The organism is Thauera butanivorans (genome assembly GCF_048398245.1).
GTDB lineage: Bacteria > Pseudomonadota > Gammaproteobacteria > Burkholderiales > Rhodocyclaceae > Thauera > Thauera butanivorans.
The window spans coordinates 4,664,041-4,684,976 of record NZ_CP183038.1 but is presented as its reverse complement, the minus strand read 5'-3'; the positions used below and the strand labels follow the sequence as shown (position 1 = coordinate 4,684,976).

The 20,936-nt window shown below is 62.4% G+C and carries 13 protein-coding genes and 2 pseudogenes; 11 read left to right on the top strand and 4 right to left on the bottom strand.

All coding sequences use genetic code 11. From position 1 onward, the window contains the following. The first annotated feature begins 11 nt into the window (after window positions 1–11). From ACNQFN_RS22555 to ACNQFN_RS22530, 6 genes and pseudogenes are all read left to right on the top strand, one after another. Window positions 12–1,421 (top strand): ATP-binding protein, encoded by a 1,410-nt coding sequence (locus ACNQFN_RS22555; RefSeq protein ID WP_418647631.1) that lies wholly within the window; start codon window positions 12–14, stop codon window positions 1,419–1,421. After that, on the top strand, window positions 1,418–5,914 hold the full coding sequence (locus ACNQFN_RS22550; RefSeq protein ID WP_418647630.1) for an Eco57I restriction-modification methylase domain-containing protein: 4,497 nt from the start codon (window positions 1,418–1,420) through the stop codon (window positions 5,912–5,914). The genes ACNQFN_RS22555 and ACNQFN_RS22550 overlap by 4 nt, the downstream gene beginning before the upstream one ends. Window positions 5,915–5,920: 6 nt before the next feature. Then, a complete protein-coding gene (locus ACNQFN_RS22545) occupies window positions 5,921–7,864 on the top strand; it encodes a hypothetical protein (protein ID WP_418647629.1) in 1,944 nt (647 codons plus the stop codon). Continuing rightward, complete coding sequence (locus ACNQFN_RS22540) at window positions 7,861–8,640, top strand: HNH endonuclease (protein WP_418647628.1); 780 nt, start codon at window positions 7,861–7,863, stop codon at window positions 8,638–8,640. Before ACNQFN_RS22545 ends, ACNQFN_RS22540 begins: the two co-directional genes overlap by 4 nt. Before the next feature lie 13 nt (window positions 8,641–8,653). Next, entirely contained in the window at window positions 8,654–8,785 is a 132-nt protein-coding gene (locus ACNQFN_RS22535) for a DUF262 domain-containing protein (RefSeq protein WP_418647627.1), read from the top strand. A gap of 12 nt (window positions 8,786–8,797) precedes the next feature. Further along, a pseudogene (locus tag ACNQFN_RS22530) lies at window positions 8,798–10,369 on the top strand (GmrSD restriction endonuclease domain-containing protein); the annotation flags it as partial. Window positions 10,370–10,417: 48 nt separating this feature from the next. On the opposite strand, the gene ACNQFN_RS22525 reads toward ACNQFN_RS22530, so the two are convergent. Further along, entirely contained in the window at window positions 10,418–11,281 is an 864-nt protein-coding gene (locus ACNQFN_RS22525; RefSeq protein WP_074856694.1) for a phage integrase N-terminal domain-containing protein, read from the bottom strand. Between the two features lie 583 nt (window positions 11,282–11,864). Further along, window positions 11,865–13,034 (bottom strand): STY4528 family pathogenicity island replication protein, encoded by a 1,170-nt coding sequence (locus ACNQFN_RS22520; protein ID WP_418647626.1) that lies wholly within the window; start codon window positions 13,032–13,034, stop codon window positions 11,865–11,867. Window positions 13,035–13,536: 502 nt separating this feature from the next. On the opposite strand from ACNQFN_RS22520, the pseudogene ACNQFN_RS22515 reads away from it, so the two are divergent. From ACNQFN_RS22515 to ACNQFN_RS22500, 4 genes and pseudogenes are all read left to right on the top strand, one after another. Beyond that, window positions 13,537–13,638 (top strand): annotated as a pseudogene (locus ACNQFN_RS22515) (hypothetical protein); the annotation flags it as partial. Window positions 13,639–13,771: 133 nt separating this feature from the next. Beyond that, complete coding sequence (locus ACNQFN_RS22510) at window positions 13,772–13,957, top strand: hypothetical protein (RefSeq protein ID WP_418648958.1); 186 nt, start codon at window positions 13,772–13,774, stop codon at window positions 13,955–13,957. Between the two features lie 87 nt (window positions 13,958–14,044). Further along, window positions 14,045–14,704 (top strand): ATP-binding protein, encoded by a 660-nt coding sequence (locus tag ACNQFN_RS22505; protein WP_418647625.1) that lies wholly within the window; start codon window positions 14,045–14,047, stop codon window positions 14,702–14,704. 20 nt (window positions 14,705–14,724) lie between these two features. After that, entirely contained in the window at window positions 14,725–17,037 is a 2,313-nt protein-coding gene (locus ACNQFN_RS22500; RefSeq protein WP_418647624.1) for a 2OG-Fe(II) oxygenase, read from the top strand. A gap of 24 nt (window positions 17,038–17,061) precedes the next feature. Here ACNQFN_RS22500 and ACNQFN_RS22495 read toward each other — a convergent pair whose 3' ends face one another. Together ACNQFN_RS22495 and ACNQFN_RS22490 are read right to left on the bottom strand one after the other, a co-directional pair. Continuing rightward, complete coding sequence (locus ACNQFN_RS22495) at window positions 17,062–18,321, bottom strand: saccharopine dehydrogenase family protein (protein WP_068635685.1); 1,260 nt, start codon at window positions 18,319–18,321, stop codon at window positions 17,062–17,064. Window positions 18,322–18,357: 36 nt separating this feature from the next. Continuing rightward, window positions 18,358–19,455, bottom strand: a complete 1,098-nt coding sequence (locus tag ACNQFN_RS22490; RefSeq protein WP_418647623.1) for a carboxynorspermidine decarboxylase — start codon at window positions 19,453–19,455, stop codon at window positions 18,358–18,360. A gap of 620 nt (window positions 19,456–20,075) precedes the next feature. Between ACNQFN_RS22490 and ACNQFN_RS22485 the strand changes: the two genes are divergently transcribed. After that, complete coding sequence (locus tag ACNQFN_RS22485; protein WP_068635686.1) at window positions 20,076–20,846, top strand: TSUP family transporter; 771 nt, start codon at window positions 20,076–20,078, stop codon at window positions 20,844–20,846. The last annotated feature ends 90 nt before the right edge of the window (window positions 20,847–20,936 follow it).

Below are 20,936 nucleotides of genomic sequence, written 5' to 3'. Positions count from 1 at the left end.
ACGAGCCGCCCATGACAGAGACCGAAACCACCGAGCTCAAAAAGTCTCTGGCCGAACTGAAACAGGGGCTGGTTTCGCTGACCGCCATGCTCAACAAGCACGGCCAGGGCGAACTGTGGTTCGGCATTGCGCCAAACGGTAAAGCCGTGGGGCTGGAGATCAACGAAAAAACCCTGCGTGATGTCTCCCAGGCCATTGCCGCGCATATCGAACCGGCCATCTATCCACAAATCACCCAGCAGCTCATTGAGGGTAAGCATTGCCTGCAAATCAAGGCCGAGGGCTGGCAGCAGCCTTATCTGGCCTATGGCCGTGCCTACATGCGGGTGGCCGATGAAGATAAAAAACTCAGTGCCAGCGAACTGAAAAACCTCATCCTGCAAAGCAACCAGGATGCGCTGCGCTGGGAAAACGAACCCAGCGGCCTGGCACTGGAACAATTGAACCCCGAAAAAATCAGCCGCTTCCTTGCACGCGCCGGCCTGCCGCCAGACAGCGTCGCCAACGCCCTGGAAAAGCTCGACCTGTTGCGCCAGGGTGCGCCCATCAACGCCGCCAAACTGTTTTTTGCCCACCAGCCCATCCAGTTGCGCTGCGCGGTATTTGCCACCACCACCAGCTCCACCATCATCGACCGTCATGATTTCGACGGCGATATCCTCGAACTGATCGAAGAAGCCGAAAAATACGCCCTCAAAAACATCCACATCGGCATGCGGCTGGAAGGCTTGCGCCGCGTGGACGTGCCAGAAATCCCCCTCAAGGCCATCCGCGAAGCGCTGGTCAACGCCTTTTGCCACCGCGACTGGCGCGACCCCGACTTTGTGCAGGTTGCCGTGTTCAAGGATCGCCTGGAAATCCGCAGCCCCGGCAGCCTCTACGGCAACCTGACTTTTGACGAGATACGCCAGGGCAACGTCTCCCGCCGCCGCAACCCGAGAATCGCCGAACTGCTGCGCCGCATTCATCTGGTGGAAGCCTGGGGCCGGGGGGTGCCACTGATTCTGGAAAACGCCCCGGATGCCAGCTTCATCGAAATCGGCGGGCTGTTCATTACCCGCTTCAAGCGGCCATCGGCGCTGGAGGTTGGTGCAGAAACCAGTACAGAAACCGTTGATACTAGTAGAGAAACCAGTACAGAAACTCTGAAAACTAGCAGAGAAAACGCCAAGACTGGTAGAGAAACCAGTACAGAAACTGCCCCTTCCGATGCACTGGCAGGGCTTTCAACAGCGCAAAAAATCCTGCACCACCTGCAATTGACACCGGCCAGCACCGCCAAAGACCTTGCCCAAAAAATCGGCATCACGGAAAAGGGCGTTCGCTATCACCTGGAGCAACTGAAGAAACAGGGCAGGCTGCGCCACGTTGGCCCGACCAAGGCTGGCCATTGGGAAATTCTGGGGGAGACCAAATCATGAAACGCATCCGCAAGCCCCAGGCCACGCTGAACCTTCCCACCCTCAAGCTCGAAGGCGGCCTGTTCCTGCCCGACCAACTGGAAAAAGCCGCCCAGGGCCGCGCCGGCGCCCAGAGCGAGGCCGACTACGGCACCCCCAAGGGCGTCAAGCTCAAGGACGAATACAGCCGCGCTTTCCAGATCGCCTGCGCCCAATGGCAGCACTTCGCCGCGCAGACGGAACGCGCCGACATCGACGCCGCCCAGCTCACCACGGCCTTCATCCACGAACTGCTGCGCGACGCCTTTGGCTACGCCGCCTTGCAAGCCGCGTCGGCACAGCAAGTGGGTGAACTGCGCTACCCGGTCAGCCTCATGGCCGGCAGCCTGCCCGTGCTGGTGGCTCCACACACTCTGGGCCTGGACGAGGCCGATGCACAGTTTGCCGTGCAGGGCGGCGGCAGCCGCAAGAAAGCGCCTTTTCTGGCCATGCAGGAATTGCTCAACGCCAGCGAACCGCTGCAATGGGGCATCGTCAGCAATGGCAAGCAACTGCGCCTGCTGCGCGACGCTGCCAGCCTTACCCGCCCCAGCTTTCTCGAAGTCGATCTGGCCGACCTGCTTGGTGGCCAGCGTTATGCCGAATTCGCCAACGTCTGGCGCCTGCTGCACGCCAGCCGCGCGCCACGCCCCGGACAAGGCGCTACAGCGTGCATCTGGGAACAATGGCGCAGCGAAGGCCAACAGGAAGGCACTCGCGTGCGCGACGGCCTGCGCAATGGTGTCGAACAAGCTCTGCTGACACTCGGTCAAGGCTTCCTGCAACACCCCGCCAACCACGCCCTGCGCGCCGCCCTTCATGACGGCACGCTCAGCAAGGATGAATATTTCCAACAACTGCTGCGCCTGATCTACCGACTCATCTTCATCTTCACCGTGGAAGAGCGCGGCGTTCTTCATCCACATGCACACCCGCAGGACGACAGCCCGGAAGCCTTGGCCGCCCGCCGCGCCTATGCCGAAGGCTACGCCCTGGCCCGCCTGCGCGAGCTGTGCCTCAAGCGCCGCGCCCGCACCCGGCACGACGACCAATGGCAAGCCATCCGCATCGTCTTCCGCGGCCTGGCCCAGGGCGAGCCGCGCCTGGCCTTGCCCGCCCTGGGCGGCCTGTTCGCTCCCGCGCAATGCCCAGATCTGGATGCCGCCAGCCTGGACAACGCCCACCTGCTGGCCGCCCTGCAACATCTGCGCTGGGCCAAGCCGACCGGCGCGCAAAGCATGGTGCCGGTGGACTACCGCAACATGGGGCCAGAAGAACTCGGCAGCGTCTATGAAAGCCTGTTGGAACTGGTGCCCGCCATCGATCTGCCAGCGCGCACCTTCGGCTTCGTTGGCCGCACCGAAGAGGGCAGCACCGCCGGCAACGCCCGCAAGCTCACCGGCAGCTACTACACCCCCGACAGCCTGGTGCAGGAACTGATCAAAAGCGCGCTCGATCCCGTCATCGAACAGCGCCTGGCGGCCCATCCAGCCAACCCCACCGAGGCACTGCTGGCCATTCGCGTCATCGACCCGGCCTGCGGCAGCGGCCACTTTCTGCTCGCCGCCGCCCGCCGTCTGGCGGAAAAGCTGGCCCAGTTGCGCAGCCTCGAAGGCGGGCAGGAAGGCGCCATCCAGCCGCAGGACTACCGCCACGCCCTGCGCGAAGTGGTGGCCCGCTGCATCTACGGTGTGGACCGCAACCCCATGGCCATTGAACTGGCCCGCATGGCCCTGTGGCTGGAAGGCTACGAGGAAGGCCGCCCGTTGGGCTTCCTCGACCACCACCTGCAAGTCGGCGACGCCCTGTTGGGCCTGACCGACCTGAACGCGCTGGAACAGGGCGTCGCCAAGGATGCCTTCAAGCCCTTGAGCGGCGACGACAAGGACGTCTGCAAGGAATTGGCCAAGGCCAACGCCGCCGGCCTCAAGCAGATCGCCAAAGATCTGCAAGGCAAGCAGATGCTGCTGGGCGTGGACAACCGCAGCGGCCTGGAAGCCCTGCGTGCCATCGAAACCCTGCCCGCCGACACGCCCGAACAGGTGACCGCCAAGGAACAGGCCTGGCGCCACTTTCTGGCGGACTCCGCCCACAGCCCGCTGGCCCACGCCGCCGATGCGCTGGTGGGCGCCTACCTGCTGCCCAAGACGGAGGACACGGCAGAAACCGTACCCACCAGCATCACCCTGCATGCGCTGCTGACCGCGCCGGAACGTGCCCAGACCGAGCACGCCGCCCCCATCGCCGCGGCCCGCGACGCCTGCGAGCAGGCGCGCGTGTTCCACTGGCCGCTGGCCTTCCCGCAGGTGTTCGCGCAAGGCGGCTTCGACTGCGTGCTGGGCAATCCGCCTTGGGAGCGCATCAAGCTGCAAGAGGAAGAGTTCTTCGCCACCCGCCATCGCGACGTGGCGGAGGCCCGCAACAAGGCCGAACGCGCCCAGCGCATCCAGTGGCTCAGCGAAGGCATGCTGGCGCGCCACCTGTACCCCGAGCCGGCCCACCAGGTGCACGAGGACGAGACCGAAAAACGCCTCTACCGCGAATTCGTCACCGCCCGCCGCACGGCAGAAGCGGCCAGCGTGTTTGCCCATGTGAAAGGCACCGATGGCGGCCGCTATCCGCTGACCGGCGTGGGCGACGTGAACACCTACGCGCTGTTTGCCGAAACCATCCTGCAAATCCATGCCGACAGTGGCCGCGCCGGCTTCATCGTGCCCACTGGCATCGCCACCGACGACAGTACCAAGGCGTATTTCGGCCACATCACCCAGAACCGGCGGTTGGTCAGCCTGTACGACATCGAGAACCGCGACAAGCTGTTCCCCGCCGTCGATAGCCGCATGAAGTTCTGCCTGCTCACCCTGGGCGCGGCGGAACAGGCCGAATTCGTCTGCTTCGCCACCCAGGTCGGCCAACTGGCCGACCCGCGCCGTCGCTTCACCCTCACGCCCGACGAATTCCGCCTCATCAACCCCAACACGCTCACCTGCCCGGTTTTCCGCAGCGAGCGCGACGCGGAACTGACCAAGAAGCTCTACCGTGCCGCCCCGGTGCTGATGCGCGATGCCGTCACCGCAGGCGAGGGCAAACAAGCCAAAGTGGTGGAGCCTGAGCAAAACCCGTGGGGCATTTCGTTCATGCGCATGCTGGACATGTCCAACGACAGCCACCTGTTCAAGGACGCGCCAGCCGCCGACCACCTGCCGCTGTACGAAGGCAAGATGGTACAAGCCTATGACCATCGTGCGGCAAGTGTAGAGGTGAATCTTCAGAATAGGGTGCGGCCAGGCCAGCCGAAAGAAACAACGTTATCTGAGCACCAAAACTCTGATTACAAGGTCAAGCCACAGTACTGGGTTTCCAAAGCTGTCGTCGATCAAATACTCTACGACCAGTGGAGCCATGAGTGGATGATTGCCTTCAAAAGCGTGACCAGCCCGTCCAATGAAAGAACATTCATATCGTCGCTTGTTCCGTATTCGGCGCTCTCCAATTCCCTAATTGGATTCATATCCAATCAGGAGCCAAATAATCTCGCAGCCTTCTACGCTAATCAAAACTGCTTGGTATTCGACTATGTAGCAAAAAACAAGGTCGGCGGCGTAAACCTGAATTTCTTCTTGGTGAAGCAACTACCCTTCCTACCCTCAAACCGCTACACCGAGTCCGACCTCGCCTTCATCGTCCCGCGCGTACTGGAGTTGACCTACACCGCCCACGACCTCTCCGGCTGGGCACAAGACTTGGGCTACGACGGCGACCCCTTCCCCTTCGACCCCGACCGCCGCGCCATCCTGCGCGCCGAACTCGATGCCTACTACGCCAAACTCTACGGCCTCACCCGCGAAGAACTGCGCTACATCCTCGACCCCGCCGACCTCATGGGCGAGGACTACCCCAGCGAAACCTTCCGCGTGCTCAAGGACAAGGAACTGAAGGAGTTCGGCGAATACCGCACGCAACGGCTGGTGCTGGAGGCGTGGGATGTGTTGCAACAGCAGCAGCCGATCACTGTGCCCACCGTCAAACCGTCGCGACGTACCGTGCCGCTTCCCGTCTATGCCGAAGGCGGCACGCCTGCTTCCGAAGCCGAGGATTGGCTGGCAGGGTTGGTCTGCGACGTACTCCTGCAAGCCGGGCCGTGTGACGACAATCGCCTGCGGCGCATTCTTGGGGCACGATTGCCGGAAGACACGCCACATGCCGAGAGACTGCATGATTGGCTGGGGGCGGTGAACACGGAGCGTTGGACGCACATTTGTGGTTGGCTTCGTGACCTGTTGGGCGTCGCCGCAACGGCACCGCTGTCCATCCGCAACCCGGAAGCGCTGGCCGACATCATTGGCGATCATCGCACCGAATCGCTGGCTCGTGACTTGATCGAGGCTCGTCGCCACCATGAGGCCGCTCTGGCAGAAGTGATGGCAGATTCGGCATCGGATGCGCAGACCGACGAACTGCGCAAACGGGGATAAGTGCTTATGAATGGTGCCGCCCTTTCGACGACAGGCCATGCCAGGCCACGCCTCTGGGTCGAAACACTGTGGTTGCTGGATTCGCTGACATCCCAGCGACTCTTGCGCGAGATCCCCTTGCGGCGCGGGCTCAATCTGATCGTGTCGCCACCTGGAGCGGGTAGCTCCGGTCACGGCGTCGGAAAAACAGCCTTCTGCCAGTTGTTGCGCTTCGTGCTGGATGATCCGCTTTGGTCCGGTGGTTCGACCTTACGCGACGAACTGCTGAGCAGTCGCGAGCTGAAAGAAGGCGCAGTCGCCGCCCGTGTGCATGTGGGTGGCGAGGTGTGGACGGTCCTGAAGCCGTGGCTGCATCAGAAACACTATCGAGCATCGCGATCTGCTGATTGGCGTCAACTGGCGGCCAATGAAGCCGAAAACGAGTTCAGTGCCTACCAGGCTGCGCTGCGCCAGCATCTGGTCGAAATCCTGCCCGTTCAGGAGCTGCCAACGTCGAAGCAATCCATCGAGTGGCACCAAATTCTGGCCTGGTGTTCCCGCGACCAGAATGCGCGCTACCACAACTACTACCAGTGGCGCGCCGATGGTGTTGGATTCAGCCTGCCAGCAAGGTCGCCAGCGGCACTCATGCAAATCGTGCTAGGTCTGTTGCATGACGCGACAACACTGCGCGACCTGGACAGCACCGCCAGGGAGATGGAGGATCAGAAATCGAAGTTGCAAGCACTGCGCGAGGAGCCCGCGCGCTTGCTGAAACATGTGCGCCGCCAATTGACTCGCCGCCTCGATGTCTCTGCCGCTACTCCGTTCCGGCAGGACGGCTTGCTTGAGCACCCAAACCTGATCGACATCGCCAAGCAGCGTCATGAGGCCTATCAGCAGGAACTGTCGGCCATCGATGCCGAGCGGCGAGAACTCGCGGCACAGCGTCAGGCGTGGGTGGAAAAGCGTGCGCCGCTGAAAGCTGGCATTGACCTTCTGACCAATGAGATCAAGCAGAACGAAGCCATGCTGGCCGGTGACATGCAGCGGGTAGCCGAGTTGCAGGAAGAAGCATCGTCTTTGCAACAACAGCTACCCACTCGCTGCGACGCAGGAAACCGATTGCTCAGGGATTGCAGCCATGTGATGGAGCGGATCGAGCAGACGCAGATCGATCGGAAGCAGCGGATCACTCTGCATCAGCGCTCCAAAGGAGAGCTTGAAAGCGAACTGGCGCCCCTGCGTCGCCGACGGGATGAGCTGGAGGCCGAGACAGCGCCCATGAATGCACAAGTTGCAGCCATCGATCAACGGGAAGCCGAGCTTATGACGAGGCACGCACAATCCCTGTCAGCCGACCAGCTTCTCAGTGATGCCATCGAGGACTATGAGCACTACGAGAGCATTGCATCTGGAAGATCACAATCAAGCGATATCGTGACAGTAGAGCGAAAGTTGGAGTCGACTCGGCACCGTCACGAGCAACTTCTAATACAGCACGAGAAGGAGCGTGAGGCCGTAAAGGGGCGTCGCCGGGCGATTAGTGAGTCTATGCAGGCTGTTGCCAAGTCGTTGCCCTCTTTCCAATGGGGCGTTTTCAACGATGAGGATAGGCACCGCAACCATCCATTTCAGATGGGGCCAATGCACTCGACAACCTTCAAGGTTCTGGAAATTCTGGCCGGGGATATCGCCTGCTTGCTCGACAGCACCTCCCCGGATAGCTTTCATCCGGGATTCCTGCTGCACGACTCACCTCGCGAGGCAGAAATGAGTGAGGCCATATTGTGGTCACTGCTTGGGCATGTCGCATCGAGTGGAGGTGATTCTTTCCAGTACATCGTCACCACATCGACTGAGCCCCCAGATGCTTTCAAGTCCTTTGAGCGGCTCAGGCTTTCATCCGACAGCGAGGATGGTCTTCTGCTTCGTCAGCGGGTGGGTGCAGAACAGGCGTCTTTGACATGAGTACCGCGGTGAATCCACTACAGCGGGCGCTGGTCGAGAAAGCCGGCCACGACAACGGCTTCGAGCATGTGCTGTCGCCGGTGGGCGATGCGGTGGGGCTGGCTTCGGCTCGCCATCGCTGCCAGGCGGCAGTGACCGCAGGGGCCGAAGGTTTCGAGGTGCGCTTTCAACCGGCAACGCCCGCGCTGCTGCCGGAGTTGCTGCGCAGCTTCCAATCTTGGGCCGGAGCAGATGGCGTGTTTTGTGTGCCCACCCTGGCCGATCTGGCAGCCCTGCTGCGCCGCACGGCCAGCCTGTCGCAGGCCTTGCCGAATCAGGCAGTGCGTGACTACCACGCGGCAGTGGCGCAAGCTGTCGAAACGATGCCTGCCGAAGCCCGGGGCACGGAAGTCGAACGCCTGGTGCGCCAGCGCGTGGGGCAGGCGCGTTACCGCGATGCCTTGCTGACCTACTGGGGTGGTGCCTGCGCGGTGACCGGCGTCACCGTGACCGAGGCACTGCGCGCTAGCCATGCCAAACCCTGGGCCGAATGCGCCGACGACGCCGAGCGGCTGGATGCCTTCAACGGCTTTCTGCTGGTGGCCAATCTCGATGCGCTGTTCGACCGCTTTCTGATCAGCTTCGACGATACCGGACATTTGCTGACCAGCGCCCGCCTGTCCCAAAGCGATCTGCCTGGGCTTGGCATTCATTCGGGAATGACGTTGCGCTGGCTGACCAGCGAGCACCGGCATTATTTACAGTGGCACCGCGAGCGCTTCCTGCTCGGTGCCTGATCGAAGGAAAAACATGGCCAAGGCCGAAGCAAGCGTCGAAGAGCTGGTATCCATGATCGAGCGGGGCGAACTGCGCTTGCCAGAGATGCAGCGCCAGTATGTGTGGCGCTCCACGCGAGTGCGCGATCTGCTGGATTCGCTGTAGCGCGGCTACCCATCGGGCGCAATCCTGCTTTGGGAAACGGATGAAGCTGTGCCGCTGCAGGATTTCGCGGTCAGCCAGAGCACGAGTCCTTACCAGAGCACGCGGCTTCTGCTGGATGGTCAGCAGCGTCTGACATCGCTCTCTGCCGTTATTCGCGGCGAGCCAGTATCGGTGCGCGGCCGTCGTCGGCCTATCGACTTGCTGTTCAACTTGGAGCATCCCGACCAGTTGGCGGTCGTGACCGAAGTGGAAGAGAACGGCGACGACGAGGACGATGTTGACGACGATAGCGAACTGATTGGCGATGAGACGGACTCGACCGAGGACGAACTGCTCAAGCGCTTCAACAAGATGACTTTCGTGGTGGCCACGAGGAAGCTGGAGCAGTTGCCGCATTGGGTGAAAGTGTCGGAAGTGTTCAAGAACGACAACGATGCGCCGTTCCTCAAACGTGCGGGCATCAGTGGTTTTGACGATCCTCGTTATGAGAAGTACAGCCAGCGCCTGGCCCGGCTACGTGGCATCCGCAAGTACGTTTATCGGATGGATGTACTGGAACGGACGCTTTCCTACGATGAGGTCACGGAAATCTTCGTCCGGGTCAATTCACTGGGAGCCAAGCTGCGCAGTTCCGACTTGGCTCTGGCGCAGATCACCGCCAAGTGGCGGCACTCGCTGCAGACGTTCCAGGATTTTCAGAAGGCCTGTGCCAAGACGGGCTTTGACCTCGATCTCGGTTTGCACCTGAAGAACCTGATGGCGTTTGCCACCGGTCAATCGCGTTTCCAGATCGTGGGTAGCCTGAGTGTGGAGAAGCTGCAGAAGGCGTGGAAAGAAGCCTGCGAGGGCATGGAATTCGCGCTCAACTTCCTGCGTAGCAATCTGGGCATCGATAGCCCGGCGCTGCTGTCGTCGCCCTTCCTGCTGGTGGTGCTGGCGTATTTCGGACACAACCGCAACTATGCGCTGAGCAACAATGAGGCCCGCCAACTGCGCTATTGGGCGCTGATGGCCAATGCCAAAGGCCGCTTCTCCCGAGGCTCCAGCGAAACCATTCTGGATCAGGATTTGGCAAGTATTCGTCAGGGCGGAGCGGTGAGCGAGCTGATTGACCGGCTGCGCCTGCAGTTCGGCCGCCTGGACATTATCGCGGAGGAACTGGAAGGCCGCAACCAGCGCAGCGCGCTGTTCAAGACCATGTTCCTGGCTTTCCGCGCTGCCGGTGCGAAAGATTGGCGCAGCCATCTGGCCATTGCTCTGGATCATTCGGGCGCCCAGCATCGCTTGCAGTTCCATCACATCTTTCCCAAAGCCGTATTGAAGACCAGCTTCACTGCCCGCGAGGCGGATGACATCGCCAATCTGGCCTTCATCGGCGGCAAGACGAATCGCGCGATCAGCGACAAGGCCCCGGCGGTTTACCTGCCCCCGCTGGTGGACCAGCTTGGCGAGCCAGCGTTCGCAGCACAGTGCATCCCGGTCGAGGCATCGCTGCTGGAAGTGGAAAGCTACAAGGCTTTCTTGCTTGAGCGACGCAAGAGGATTGCAACGGCGCTGAATACGTTTGTTGGGCCTGCAGATTGAGCCGGTGGACGGCTGTGTATATAGGCCAGGGGGCTCATACTGCCTGACCTAGCTACCGAGGTAGATGGCAGTGATTTGAACGCGCTCGTGTCCCACCTCACGGCTGATGGTTTGGCGAGCACGGCTGTCTTCCATACGTTGTGTTGGGCTTAATGCCCTGACTGAAGGCCCACCCGCCGCCGGTGCCTTCCATCCCGTCAGCACCTCATACCGCATCTGCGCGTACCGATGCCGCAGTCCGTGCATGTTGCTCAACCCTGCCGCCTTGCATTGCCCGTCGTAGACGTGCCGCTGCTGGATGTAGGTCTTGTTCGCAGGGATCAGCGAGCCCAACCCTGTCAGCCGGTGTGCTTCGTCCAGCACCGTCCGCTGCTCCGGTGTCGTGATCGGTACCGTCCGGTCGCGCCCGCCCTTGGCCCATGAGCCTTTGATGGCGATGTGATCGCCACGGTCGGCATAGCGGGGCTGGAACTTGATGGATTCCTCTCGCCGCAGACCGAAGGCCGCTTGCAGACGCAGGCTCATGCGAACGTGTGGATCGGTGATCCTGTCCAGTCCGTCGCCCAGTTCCTTGGCCTTGCTTTCGCCGGTCACATAGCGCCGCTCGGGAATGCCCAGCTTGGTGTTGTCCGCTGGCAGGATGCCTGCCTTGCCGACCTTCTCGGCCCACCAGCGCAGGTGAGCCATGCGGTTCTTCAGTGTGCCGGCCGACAGGCCTTCGGCTTGCCAGCGCTGCAACAGGGCTTCGACGTGCTTGCCCTTGAGCGAGGTCGCCCGCATCTGGCGGAAGCCTGCTTCGCGCAGTTGGCGTGCGGCCAGGCTCAGTGAGCGCTGCCGGTCGGCCTGGGTGGCGTGGCTGCCGTCGCGGTTGCGCTGGCAAAGCTGGCGCAGGGTGTAGGTCAGGTCGTCCATTGCGATGTTGTTTCGTCGGTTGTCGGGGCTGAGAAGCGAACGGTCAGTGTTTTTGCCAACTCGCCAAGGCGAGATCCCCGAAGGGCAAGGGCCAGGTGCTCAGTTCACCTGTGGCCTCGAATGAGGCGTCCGCCTTGCTTCCTGTGGGAAGGCCGGGCGGAAGAGTTGCAAGGGACGACAACGCGATGTGCTGGGATAGGTACCTCCTGTGGAGTGGTGGAAACGAGCTGACAGACCGCGCGAGGTCGGGCGACCCGCGACGAGTGGCTGGAGCGCCGGATGTGTATTGCGACGATGGCGGGACGAACCACGCCGAGGATGAGGAAGGCTCTGCCCATCGGTAGGGCGGCACACAGAGCGAGCCGGGGTGTGCCAGGGATGGTTCCGTCCGGCGAGCCGGGTCGGCGCTTGCAGGAACCTGCGCCAGGGTTCCGGTGTTCATACCCACCGGCAGGTTGTTGCTGGGCCAGTGTCCCGGGGCATCGTCATGTGCGCCGCCATCAATGCGATGCCGCGCCAACCCGCATTGTTGCTGCAGTTCGCCGGGCCGTCACTGCGGCGGGCAGTGACGGCCCTATCTGTCTCATGCCGAGCCCAGGGACCCCAGCCGTGCAGCAGCAGGCGTGTTTCCCAGGGCTGTTGGCAGCATTTCGCTGCCAGCCATGCACCCGATGATCTGCCCGATGGGCAGCGATGGCGTCTTCAGCATGCGCCGGATCTGATCCAGATGCCGTTGCGCCACCTCGCGCGACGCAGGTTTTGCAGCTTGGTTGCTGGACGATGGAGAAGGGGCAGGCGGCGAGCCATGCTGGCTGTTGCTGACGGCCTGCACGGGTGTCTGCTGCGGGGCGGATTTGCGCGCCGCCCAGAGCTTGAAGACGCCTTCCACGGCCTTCTTGATCAACCCGTAGAGGTAGGCGATGGCGTTGTGCACACCACCTGATTCGCAGCGCACGTCCCACTCGGCCAGTACCGCCAGGCGTTGCTCCGGAGGCAAGCCCCTGAGACGCGCGGTGAGAACCCGTTGCTGATCCTGTGGCAGTTGCCGGAAGCGGGCCGGCACATACGGCCCAGATCCCTGCACTTCGGGTGGTGAGCGGTACGTACGTACTTCTTTTAATACTTCTTTTTCTACAGTACGTACTGTTGCTGCAGATGCCGGAACGGGTTTCGGAATGCCGCTGCTGGCTTCGGGAACGAGGGCATCGCGCGCAGTTGAGCCACCAGGATTGCCCGGATCATGGTCATCGTCATGCTGCTGCAGGCGCCTGATCCGCTCTTGCATCGTTGCAGGCAGCTTTTCCAACCTGTCCGGATGGCGCATGGCCTCATCGAGAATGGACTGCGCCAACTGGCGAATCGTCGCACTGGCATGGCCGAGCGCCCGTTCCAGCAGGGGCAGGTAATCCTCGTCCTCCAGGCAGGCCTCGTCGAACGCGAGGGGCTGATTCCGTACCGCGTAGCGGCTGGCCATCGAGAAGCCGGTCATCGGGTTGCGGCGGTACTCGACCAGGGCAATCCACGTGGACAGCCGCAGGCACAGCACGGCCCTGGACACGGTTTCAAGGGCCGCCCGCTTGCTGCCCGGTGCGCTGGGCAGGTATTTGCGCAACGCGTCGTAGCTGAGGATCACGGTGCCGTCGCTGCTGGCCAGCGAGCGGAAAGTCAGCCAGGCGTTGCGCTCCAGTGGTGTCAGCCGCTCATCGAGCAACAGGGCTTTCGGGGTGATGATGTCTGAGGCTTGATGTGACATGGTGAGGCTCCCATCGGTATCGGCCAACTGGCCAAAGGAGCCGTCATCTCACCCCGGCATCACCGCTGCCGCAGCCATCAATCCGAACTGCGCTTCTTCCGCTTTTTCGGGCTGAAGCGGGGCGCAACATCCTTGGTGTTCCGGATCAGGAGGTGGGAAAATGAGCCCGTTGCAGCGCATTGGACGTTGGCGAACGTTGATGGCCGTTTTCGCTGCCACTGATCAGGTCGTCTGCTGACGCATCGCATCGGTAATGGGAGTGCAGGAAGTGTCCAGGGAGGGCCATCCGCCGCTACCGAGAGACACGCTTGATTTTTTGATCCAAGAATAGATCCAAGCGCGTCGATGTGGCTCAAAAACTCCTTTGCAAATCAACAGCATGCGGCGAAAACGCCACTTCTGCATCGGGAAGTGAGTCGATCACAACCTGTGTCGTCAGGTAATTTTGCGGTTGGTGCGACTTCGGTTTGTTGATGGCCACAGATATGAGGAGATCCTGCCGATGAGCCAGGAGGGACAACTGCTCGACAGGAAATCGCTGCGTGCCGTGTTGGGCAAGACAGCCGATTGGGGAGAACTGGTCAAGGATTGTGTGGCCTTCGCGAACGCGACGGGCGGCCATCTTCTGATCGGTATCGAAGATGATCACAGCATTCCGCCTGCGGATCAGCAGATTCCTGTCGACCTGCCGGACACATTGCGGCGCAAGCTTGCCGAGCGTACGGTCAATGTGGGTGGTGTTGCCCAACATTCTGACGGCCGCCAATGGCGGCCAATACATCGACCTGAGCATTCCGCGTGCCACGGCTGTCGCTTCGATCACCGATGGCCGCTACTTTCTGCGCGTCGCAGACCAGAGCAAACCGGTCACTGGTGACGAGGTGATGCGTCTGGCTACCGAGCGCAGTGCGCTGCCCTGGTAGACCCAGACAACCCTGCATATCTCACGCACGGAGCGTGACTCCGGCAAGCTCCACCGCCTGCTGGACGCCCTGCGCGCATCCGACCGTGTGAAGGCGTCCGTCAAGGAAAAGGATGACGAGGAACTGCTTGATCACTACCAGCTTGCCCAGGGCCAGTACCTGACCCATCTTGGTCTCCTCTGCATCGGCAAGCAGCAGCGCCGGGCGCAACTGGCGACCGCTCCGGTCATCCAGTTCATCAAATACGACGAGCATGCCCAGAAGGTCAACAAGCTGGTCTGGGACGACCATACCTTGAACCCGATGGAACTGATCGAAGCCGTTTGGCAGGACGTGCCCGATTTTCGTGAGCGTTACGGATTGCCCGATGGCCTGTATCGCCAGAACCTGCCCGCATTCGATGAGATCGTGGTGCGTGAACTGCTGGTCAATGCCCTTGCGCATCGCCCCCACACTCAGCGGGGCGACATCTTCTTGAACCTGCACCCCGACCGGCTTGAAGTCGTCAATCCCGGCTTGCTTCCCTTGGGTGTCACACCGCAGAACGTCCTGCACACGACCGTACGCCGTAACGAGCATCTTGCCCGACTGTTTCACGACCTCAAGCTGATGGAGTGGGATGCAGTAGACTTGGCCAATGCCGCGATGGCGGATGATTGCTCCCTGCATTACTGGCGCGAACGCAAGCATGAAGTGGATTTCGTGGTGCAGCCGGTAGTGCATTGGGTGGGGGCGGGCGATGCCTGATGAATGAAGGGATATTCCGGATGCGCACTACCGCCGAGACACTCTCGCTATTGCTGGCCGAGCTTGGCAGCAGCGGCGATTTCGCCACGCGCTTCACCGTCGAAGCCGATCCGCAGTTGCATGTCGAAGGCGTGGGCGATGTGCCCTTGCCGGTGACGATCCACAGCGCGCATCGCCTGTGCGCGGTGGCGCGACCGGCGCATCACGGCTACAAGGATCAGACGCGGCTCGATCCGCGCGTGCGCGACACCTGGGAGATTCCCGCCAGCGCCATCCGTTTCGATTCGTGGCAATGGCCATCCGTGCTCGGCCGCGCGCTGGCGCGCATTGCCCGCGAGCTGGGGCTGCCGTCCGACGTTCAGCTCGACGCCGAGCTGCACAACCTGCTGGTGTATGCGCCGGGCCAGTTCTTCGCCGTGCATCAGGATTCGGAAAAGACGGATGGAATGCTGGGTACGCTGGTCGTGACGCTGCCGTCGCGTTTCACCGGGGGTGATTTCGTGGTCTCCCACCAGGGCCGGACGCTGCGTGCACGCGGCTCGGCCAGTCGGCTGAGCATGGTCGCCTTCTACGCCGATTGCCACCATGAAGTCCGTCCAGTGAAGCAGGGCTACCGTGTCGTGCTGACCTGGAACCTGATCGCGCGAGGCGGCGCGAAGCCGGCCGAGGTGTCGGCGCAGACGCTCGCCGCGCTGGCCGATGCTGTGAACGCCTTCTGGCAGCCGCCGCAGCCAGGCCGGGGGGATGATGACGAGAGCGAGCCGCCGGACCGGCTGGTCTATCTGCTCGACCACGAATACACGCAGAGCGGCCTGTCCTGGACACGGCTGAAGGGGGCGGATGCGGTGCGTGTGGCCGCTCTGCGCAAGGTGGCGGAACGACTGGATGCGGAGATCTTTCTGGCTTTGGCCGATGTGCACGAAATCTGGTCGGCCGAGGACGACCCCGGGGAATACGGGCATTGGGACTACGCGGACGATGAAGAAGAAATGGCCGACGACGACGATGTCGCTGCCGAGCCGGTTCTGGGGGAACTGATCGACAGCGACATCGAACTGCGCCACTGGCTTGCCCTCGATGGCAGCGAACTGGACTCCGAGGCCAGCTTCGTTGCCCGCCATGAGCTATGTTTCACCCGTCCATCGTCCGACTGCACGCCGTTCGAGTCCGAGTATCAGGGCTACATGGGCAACTACGGCAACACGCTCGATCGCTGGTACCACCGTGCTGCCGTGGTGATGTGGTCGCGCGAGAACGCGTTTGTCATCCGTGCCCGGCAGTCGCCGCACTGGGCCATCGAGCAGATCGCCGACAGGCTGGAAGCCGGCGATGCAGCACAGGCATTGGTGTGGGCGCGGCGCCTGCAGCCTTTCTGGAAGCGGGCGGCACACAGGGCCGATGTTGCCTTGCTCGACGCCACTTTGCCGGTGGCGGCGCTGATCGAGGACGCGGACATTGCCGACATGTTGCTGGCGCCATTCTCCTTGCGGGAGCTGACGCGACAAATGGCGCCGTGCCTGTTGTGGCTGATGAAACGGCATGGCCTGGCCTGGTGTGCCGGGCGCCTGCGCCAGTGGGCCGCGCCGTATCAGGATCCCGACTGCCAGCTCGCCTGGCTGGCGCATACGCTGCCGGGATTGACCGTGGCCTTCGGTGCGGCGGCGAACATGAATGGTCCGGCGCTGGCCGCTGCTTTGGTGGAGGAGCGCTGGAACTGGCTGCAGAAGCATATCGGACAAGTGCTGGCGCACAGTACCGGCAGCGCCAGGATGCGGGCGCTGGAAAAAACCGGCCCGGCCTTGCTGGCATTGATCCGGGGCAGCCACGATGGCTGCCGCCCGGATCTGCGGCAGCCGATCATCGATACCTTGCTGTCCGCCGACTTGCCCGTGGCGGTGTCGCTTGGGGTACTGCGCGCGGCTGCTGCCGGGCTGGCGGACGTGCCCGGTCTCGGCTTGGGGCCGGTGCATGCGCGCTGCCTGCAACTGCTGGCCGCAAGCCTGGCGCTGCCCGAGCGTGCGAGGGGCGATTGGGCCATCCTGATGCCCGCGATTTTTGCGGGCGACTTGGGCAAGAACCTGGCGAGCTTCCTGGAATCCTCGTCGCAGCAAAGCCTGGAGTGGCCGCTGGCCCAGGAGAAGCGCCAGCTCGTCGAGCAATTCATCGGCCGCCACGAGTTGCCGGTCAGGTACGAAACCCGGCGTATCGGCCGGCCTTACACCCTGGTGCTGGAAAAGACCAAGGCCTTGTTCGAGCGCGAAGCTGCAGCGCGAAAACAATGGGCAAAGGATCTGGCCTGGCTGCGGCAGGTGGAGGACAGCTTCGTCCAGTGAAGCTGTCCATGTCCGGGCTCGACCCTACACCCCCACCGTCTCCGCCTGCTCCTCCAGCAGCACGTCGCGTTCTCCTTCCCGCACCCAGGTCGTCAAGCCCATCTTCGCCATCAGCGCGAGGAAGGGGCGGGGCGGCAGTTCTTCGACGTTGACCATGCGGCGCACGTCCCAGGTGCCGTCGGCGATCAGCAGCGCGGCGGCGACGGCGGGGACGCCGGCGGTGTAGGAGATCGCCTGGCTGCCAATTTCGCGGTAGTTCTCTGCATGATCGCAGATGTTGTAGATGAATACCGTGCGTTCCCTGCCGTCCTTTTCACCGCGCATCATGTTGCCGATGCAGGTCTTGCCGGTGTAGGCGGGGGCGAGTGAGGCGGGGTCGGGGAGGACGGCCTTGAGCACCTTGAGGGGGATGACTTCCTGGCCTTCGGCGGTGCGCACCGGCTTTTCAGACAGCATGCCGATGTTCTTGAGTACGGTGAACACGTTGATGTAATGCTCGCTGAAGCCCATCCAGAAGCGGATGTTGGGCACGTCGAGGTTCTGCGACAGCGAGTGCAGCTCGTCGTGGCCGGTGAGGTAGGCGGTCTGCTTGCCGACCACGGGCAGGTTCCAGTCCTTGCGGTACTCGAACATCTTCGAGGGCGTCCATTGCTTGTCCTGCCAGGACCAGACGGTGCCGGTGAATTCGCGGAAATTCACTTCGGGGTCGAAGTTGGTGGCGAAGTAGCGGTCGTGGCGGCCGGCGTTGATGTCGATGATGTCGATGGCGTCGACGCGGTCGAAGTATTCGTCGCAGGCCAGGCGGGCGTAGGCGTTGACCACGCCGGGGTCGAAGCCGGCGCCCAGGATCGCCGTCACGCCGGCCGCTTCGCAGGCCTCACGCCGTTTCCATTCGTAGTTGCCGTACCACGGGGGCGCTTCGCAGATCTTGTCCGGCTCCTCGTGGATGGCGGTGTCGATGTAGGCCGCGCCGGTCTGCAGGCAGGCTTGCAGCACCGACATGTTCAGGAAGGCCGAACCGACGTTGATGACGATGCGGGCATCGGTGTCGCGGATCAGTGCCTCGGTGGCGGCCACATCCAGCGCATCGAGCGCATGGGCGTGCAGCGCACCGGGGCGTTGCAGGCTCCCCTTGGCGTGTACCGAATCGATGATCGCCTGGCATTTGCCGAGCGTGCGGGAGGCGAGGTGGATGTCGCCGAACTGCTTGTTGCTCTGTGCGCATTTGTGCGCGACCACATGGGCCACGCCGCCGGCACCGATGATGAGGACATTGGGTTTCATCTGTCAGCTCCTTGCGATGGAATGCCTGGCTTGCGCTCAGGACAGGCTGTCTGCGTAGTCGTGGTAGCCGAACTGGCGTACCACCCGTTCCGTGCCGTCGAGCTCGCGCACGGCGATGGAGGGCATGGTCAGACCGTTGAACCAGTTCTTCTTGACCATCGTGTAGCCGGCGGCATCGCGGATCGACAGCCGCTGGCCGATTTCGAGTGCTTGTGGGAAATCGAATTCGCCGAAGATGTCGCCGGCCAGGCAGGACTTTCCGTAGATCAGGTAGCGGTGCGGGCCCGCATTGGGTTCGACGCGGGCCTGCAGCCGGTAGATCAGGAGGTCCAGCATGTGGGCCTCGATCGAGGCGTCCACCACGGCCAGTTGCTTGCCGTTGTACAAGGTATCGAGCACGCTGACTTCCAGGCTGGCGCTGTCGCTGATCGCGGCCTCGCCCGGCTCCAGGTAGACCTGCACGCCGTAGCGTTCCGAGAAGCTGCGCAGGCGGGCGCAGAAGGCGTCCAGCGGGTAGTCGTCGGCGGTGAAGTGGATGCCGCCGCCCAGGCTCACCCATTCGACCTGCGGGAGCAGGGCGCCGAAGCGCGTTTCGATTTCGCCGAGCAGGGCGTCGAAACGGGCAAAGTCGCGGTTCTCGCAGTTGTTGTGGATCATGAAGCCGCTGATCTGGCCGATGAAGGGCGCGACGCGCGCAGGATCGACTTCGCCCAGGCGGCTGAAGGGCCGGGCCGGATCGGCGAGATCGTAGCCGGAGCTGCTGACGCCCGGATTCAGGCGCAGGCCGATTGGCTTGCCGGCGGCGCGACCGGCGTGGCGTTCGAACTGGCTCAGGCTGTTGAAGATGATCTTGTCGGCATGGGAGACGACTTCGTTAATTTCATGGTCGGCGTAGGCCACGCTGTAGGCGTGGGTTTCACCGCCAAACTTCTCGTGCCCGAGCCGCACTTCGTACAGCGAGGACGAGGTGGTGCCGTCCATGTATTCACGCATCAGGTCGAAGACCGACCAGGTCGCGAAGCACTTGAGCGCGAGCAGGACCTTGGCGCCGGACTGCTTGCGGACGAGGTCGATGCGCTGCAGATTCTGTAGCAGGCGGGATTTGTCGATCAGGTAGTAGGGTGTCTGAATCACGATGTCGCAATGGCCAAACTGCACCTATCCAAAGCCGGGTGCAAATGAATCGGGCCGCGGCGTGCTGTGCCATGCCGCGGGTGTGTCGTAGAGGCACTGGCCGAAAAGGCCAGATTCAATGGGGTATTCGGCGGTGGTGCAGAGCCTGGCAAGGTCTGCGACTGAATGGCCTGAGATCGAGCGGCGTGCGATGACAACTGATGCGCACGACGGGCAGGCGCTGCCCAGACCCTTGCGATGATCGCGGTCTTGGGCTGTTTTCCGTTTGGGAGGTGTTCAGACGAACTGATACGATCCCCAATTGGAACAGGGCGTCTATTGACATGGCGTCCTCTCCAACCAGCAGATGGCCCGGCGGGGTGCCGGACGCGCCATTCTAAGTCAACTGCCCCGGAGTCTCAAGCCATTGTTTCCATTGGCTCTCTGTGTGATATCCACAGATGGCCCCGAGGGTGTGCACGCACGGCGTGCGGAAGCTGCCGTTCCGGGTAAGATCGCTGCGCGCGACGCATGTTCAAGCGCCCTGGTAGCGCAACTGCCGAAGGAGAAACGGGCGCTTGCGTTGCGTGCCGGCATCCTCGCATTGCCGACACTCCGATGTGTTCCACGTGAAACAAATGATGGATACCGAACTTCTTTTCGTAGCGCTGGGCCTTGCCGCCATGTTTGCCGGCTTCGTGGATGCAGTCGTCGGCGGTGGCGGGCTGATCCAGATACCTGCCTTGCTCGCGGCTTTCCCCGCCAGCGCACCGGCAAACCTGTTCGGCACCAACAAGATCGCCAGCATCGTCGGCACCACGAGTGCGGCAGTCCAGTACAGCCGGCGAGTGGAGATACCCTGGCGGGTGGTCGGACCGGGAGCAGCCGCAGCGCTGCTGGGTTCCTGGTACGGCGCCAAGGCGGTGGTGTTTCTCGATCCGGCTGTGCTGCGGCCGCTGATACTGGTGTTGCTGATCCTCGTTGCGCTCTATACCTTCGTGCGCAAGGATCTGGGTACGGTTTCCACCGAACCGGCGCATGGCCGGCGCTCGATTGCGCTGGCGCTGGGCATCGGCGCGGTGATCGGTTTCTACGACGGCTTCTTCGGGCCGGGGACGGGCAGTTTCCTGATCTTCCTGTTCATCCGCCTGCTGGGCATGGACTTCCTGCGGGCTTCGGTATCGGCGAAAGTCCTGAATGTATCGACCAATCTCGCGGCGATCGCCTACTTTGCCAGCACGGTCGAATTGATGTGGAAGCTGGGCTTGGTGATGGCGCTGTGCAATCTTTGCGGTGCCTTGATCGGTTCGCGCATGGCACTGAAGCGTGGCTCCGGCTTCGTGCGCAGGATGTTCCTGGCGGTGGTGACGGTGCTGATCGCGCGGCTTGCCTACGATACCTTCCTTCGCTGACAGCACTTTGTTTCACGTGGAACAAGTGATGGCAGCTACCCGAGAATGCTCGGATTGGCTGCCTTCGGATCGATGACATCGGGCGCTCGT